Below are 3771 nucleotides of genomic sequence, written 5' to 3'. Positions count from 1 at the left end.
AGCACATGGCCGATCTCGACGACCGGTTCTACGACGGCGTGCGCCGCGCCGCCGACAGCGTTTCGGCCGCCATGGCGCGCCGGCGCGGGCCCTCGAGGCCTGCGGGCGATACGACCTCTCGAAAGGCCGACGACGCCCAGTAGCTCGTCCACGTTCCTTCCGATCACCGGCGCAGCGCGCCCCAGACCTTGGACCTCCTATGACCCAATCTCACGCCGAACTCCGTTCGATCCGCGATAGCGTCGCCCTGGTCGGCCGGCTCTCAGACAGCCTTGTCCGCCTCGGTCCCTTTAGCCTCGGCATCGATGGCGTCTTGAGCTGGGTTCCCGGGTTGGGCGATCTCTACAGCACACTCGCCGGCGGCTTCATCGTCATACAGGGCGCGCGCGCCGGGGCGCCTGGGCTCGTCCTCGCCGGCGCGGCCTTGTTGATCGGCTGCCGAACCTTGGTGGGCGCGGTGCCTGTCGCAGGCTCGGCTTTCGCGGACTTTTTCACCGCGCACAAGTGGGCCGCCGCGATGATTGTGCGAGCCATCGATGAACGCCTGGGCATGGTCACTGAGGCAGGCGATCCGATCCCCCGCGCGCCGATCCACCGGAACTCCCCCGGGAGTGTCGCTCAGGCCTGATTGGTCGGCGGATCGATCGCGTCCGCCTCGGCGGTCAGCCGATCACAAATCGCGAATTCGCGCCGCCGAAACGCCGCTGCTGCGGCTTTGCGCAGCAGAAGGTGCGCTGCGGCGGGTTGGCGTGGCCGCAGCTTGGCCGCCCACAGTTCCGCGTCTTCGCCCGAAACCGCGATGTCGTCCGGCCGCGCCTGGATCAGCTGGGCGGCTTCCGCGAGCGCGGGCCAGTCCATCAGGAACTGCAGCGCCAGCCGCGCGTCTGCATGCTCCGCCGCATAGGCGAAGGCGCGGCTTTCGGCCTCCACGTCGTCGAAGTCCGCGAGCCGCCTGGTGAAGTCTCGCGCCCGCGTCACCGAAAGCGTGCGTTCGAACGAGCCCCAGCGCGCGGCCTGCGCGTCCGCTCCGCGCCCCGTCCGTTCCAGCACCTCGATCCAGGCTGTCTCCCAGTCGAAGTCCAGTTCAGCGGCCGCACCGCGCCTCAGGGTCTGGCGGTCGGCCCGGTCCGGGACCGGACGCGAGGCCTCCAGCAAGGCGGCAGCCTCGGCGATCCGGTCCGAGGCTAGCATGCGCTGCGCCACCTCGGCCGCCACCGAGGGATCCAAGAGTTCCTTGTGCGTGAAGGTCGCCTGGTAGGCGCCGGCGTCCCCCGTCGCCACGGCGAGCTGCCGGATCAACGTGACCCACCCAGCCTGCGCTCCGCGCCGCTCTCTCAGGCGCCGCAGCGTCGCCGCGGCGAGCCCAGGCGCCGCAGGCTGCAAGACGGCCGGCAACCACCTCTCCCAGGCTGTGGGCCACTGCACGATGGCGTCCGTGAGATCCTCCGCCGCACGCCCGACGTCGCCCACGGCGAGCAGCCGCCCCAAGTCCGTCGACGCCTGGTCGAACACGGCGGCCAAGCTGCCGTCCCGGTCGCGAAGGCGCCCGCCGATCCTTCGCGCCACGCCCATGAAGGTCAAAAGCCGGCTGATCGCTGCGGTACGGTCGAGCGCAGCGAGACGCTCGACGATCAGCATTCGTAAGCCGTCGAGATCGCGCACGAAGGCCGGGCGCTGGCGCCATGAAATCTTACCCCGACTGGTGTCCAGGGACGCCAGCCGCTTGTCGATCTCAGGAGCCAGGTGGTCTGCGCCCTGCTCGGCGGCGAGTTCCATCCGCAGGCGCCGCTTCAGGTCCGGACGCGCCTGCGCCGCCGACACCAGGATTTCAGCCAGCCGTTCCACGCCCAAGGCGGCCAGGTTCTCCGGCGTCACCTTCTTCAGACTGGCTTGGGTGGGACGCTTCATGAGCCTCTGGGGGATTGCGGATAGGCCGAACGCCTCGACCGATCGGACGTTCACGGCTGCGCGCAGCCCAACGCCGCGGCGCGCGTTGGGGGTGTGACTTGGCCGTTCGGGAGACCATAGATGATCGGCAGTAAATCCTGGCGCCGCGGGGCGACCAGCGCGGTCCGAAAGGTCGGCACGCCGGTGGTCCGCCGTGGCCAGGGGGACCAGGCGTGACGACCTATGACGTATCGATCTAACGCGAATGGCTGCGCAGTAGCGAAGCTCCACTGATCTCACGGCCCGCACGGAAGCCAATCGCCCGGTCCCCGTAACAGTCCGGCGAGCAACCGTCTTTCGCCCCATAGCGGTTGCAGCCATAAGGGCCCGTCCAACTGGAGGCAGGCGTGTCGGATAAGTATTGTAGTGGCGTCGATGTCGGCTTTGTCGGACTCGGATACGCCAAGGTCGCGTTGCTTGGTGTCATCCAGGGGATCACGGAATTGCTTCCGATCTCCTCAACCGCCCACATGCGCGTCGTGCCCGCGTTCCTGGGCTGGAGCGACCCTGGAGCGGCCTTCTCGGCAGCCATGCAAGCCGCGGCGCTCGTTGCGGTGGCCAGCTATTTCTGGCGAGACCTGGCGGCCATCTGCGGTGGTTCGGCGATGGCGCTCAAGGCGCGCCGGTTCCAGGATAAGAACCTGAGGCTCGGATTGCTTGTTGCGGTGGCGACGGCGCCAATCGCGGTGGGCGGCCTCCTGCTGTCCCCAGTCCTCAATGCCTGCAACTCTCCCCTGCGGAGCCTGCCAGCGATCGGATGCGCATGCCTGGTGATGGCGGCCCTGCTGGCGGTGGCGGAGATCTTCGCGCGACACACACGCGAAGCGTCTGACGCGCGACTGCGCGACGGATTGCTCATCGGGCTGGCCCAGGTCGGCGCGCTCATCCCCGGAGTATCGCGATCCGGCTCGACCCTGACGGCCGCGTTGGGTTTGGGCTTTCGTCGGGAAGAGGCGGCGCGTCTTTCATTTCTCCTGGGCATGCCCGCCATTGCTCTCGCCGGCGGCAAGGAGCTTTGGGAATTGCACAAGGCGCATCTTTCGCACCACGGGTGGAGCGTTCTGGCGTTGGGCATTGCTGTAGCGGCTCTCTCATCGTTCGTGACGATTTGGAGCCTGATGCGGTTTCTGGAGCGATTCTCGGCCTGGCCTTTCGTCGCCTATCGCGCGCTCCTTGGCGTTGTCATCTTGGGCGGCGTTTTCCTCGGGAAGCTCGCCTGAGGGCCTCCGCTTGGATCCGGCCTCAGTGAGAACTGCTGGTCGCCGCTGAGCCCGTGTGGTGAGTTCACCCCCCCGCTCTGGCGCTCCGAGGCCGCCAGGAATCCCCCAGCGATGGGATCAGCGGCGGCGGCTCGTAGCCTTCCGCCACCCTGGGGTTTCCTGGAACCATCTGAGCGACACGGCCTCCGCTCAGCCATATGCCGCCGCTGCCCCAGCCGAGGAGTTTGATGCTGTCGCGGCGGGACCGCCGCGGGGTTCAGCTCATTCGATCGAACGCACAAAGCGATGGCCCGGGGCGATGGCGTAGTTGAGCTGGACAAGCACGATGAAGCCGATGCTCCAGAATGTGTTTGCAAGGCAAAGCAGGGCGCCGAAAGCGTAGAGGCTCTGGGCGACGAGCACACGCCGGACAAAGGCCCGGGAGACCTCTCGGGTCACATCGTCCCTGAGCAGACGAGCTCGCTGGGCGTAGATGAAGGCTGCCAGAAGGATTCCCCCGACCACCAGAATGTTGGCCCAATAGAGCGCCAGCGCGACGCGGAACGTGATGTACTCGGCCAGTAGACGCGTGGTCAGCGGCAGCACGGCCACGGCGGCGAGGAAG

At 67.8% G+C, this 3771-nt stretch carries 4 protein-coding genes; 2 read left to right on the top strand and 2 right to left on the bottom strand.

Features of this window, described 5'->3' with window-relative positions; translation table 11 throughout:
• Positions 1-199: 199 nt before the first annotated feature.
• Positions 200-628, top strand: a complete 429-nt coding sequence (locus E8A12_RS08690; RefSeq protein ID WP_293367688.1) for a DUF4112 domain-containing protein — start codon at positions 200-202, stop codon at positions 626-628.
• Here E8A12_RS08690 and E8A12_RS08685 read toward each other — a convergent pair.
• Positions 619-1908 carry a DUF6880 family protein gene (locus tag E8A12_RS08685; RefSeq protein WP_293367686.1) on the bottom strand — a complete coding sequence of 430 codons (1290 nt, stop codon included), beginning with the start codon at positions 1906-1908 and terminating at the stop codon, positions 619-621. The two genes, E8A12_RS08690 and E8A12_RS08685, sit on opposite strands and share 10 nt — an antisense overlap.
• Positions 1909-2294: 386 nt before the next feature.
• On the opposite strand from E8A12_RS08685, the gene E8A12_RS08680 reads away from it, so the two are divergent.
• Entirely contained in the window at positions 2295-3167 is an 873-nt protein-coding gene (locus E8A12_RS08680; protein WP_293367684.1) for an undecaprenyl-diphosphate phosphatase, read from the top strand.
• Between the two features lie 261 nt (positions 3168-3428).
• Here the strand turns inward: E8A12_RS08680 and E8A12_RS08675 are convergent.
• On the bottom strand, positions 3429-3771 hold a 343-nt coding region (locus E8A12_RS08675; RefSeq protein WP_293367682.1), incomplete at its 5' end, for a hypothetical protein.

Origin of the sequence: Phenylobacterium sp. (genome assembly GCF_004799395.1) — a bacterium.
GTDB lineage: Bacteria > Pseudomonadota > Alphaproteobacteria > Caulobacterales > Caulobacteraceae > Phenylobacterium.
The sequence above is the reverse complement of the archived record's forward strand: the minus strand, read 5'-3'. Positions and strand labels throughout refer to the sequence as shown.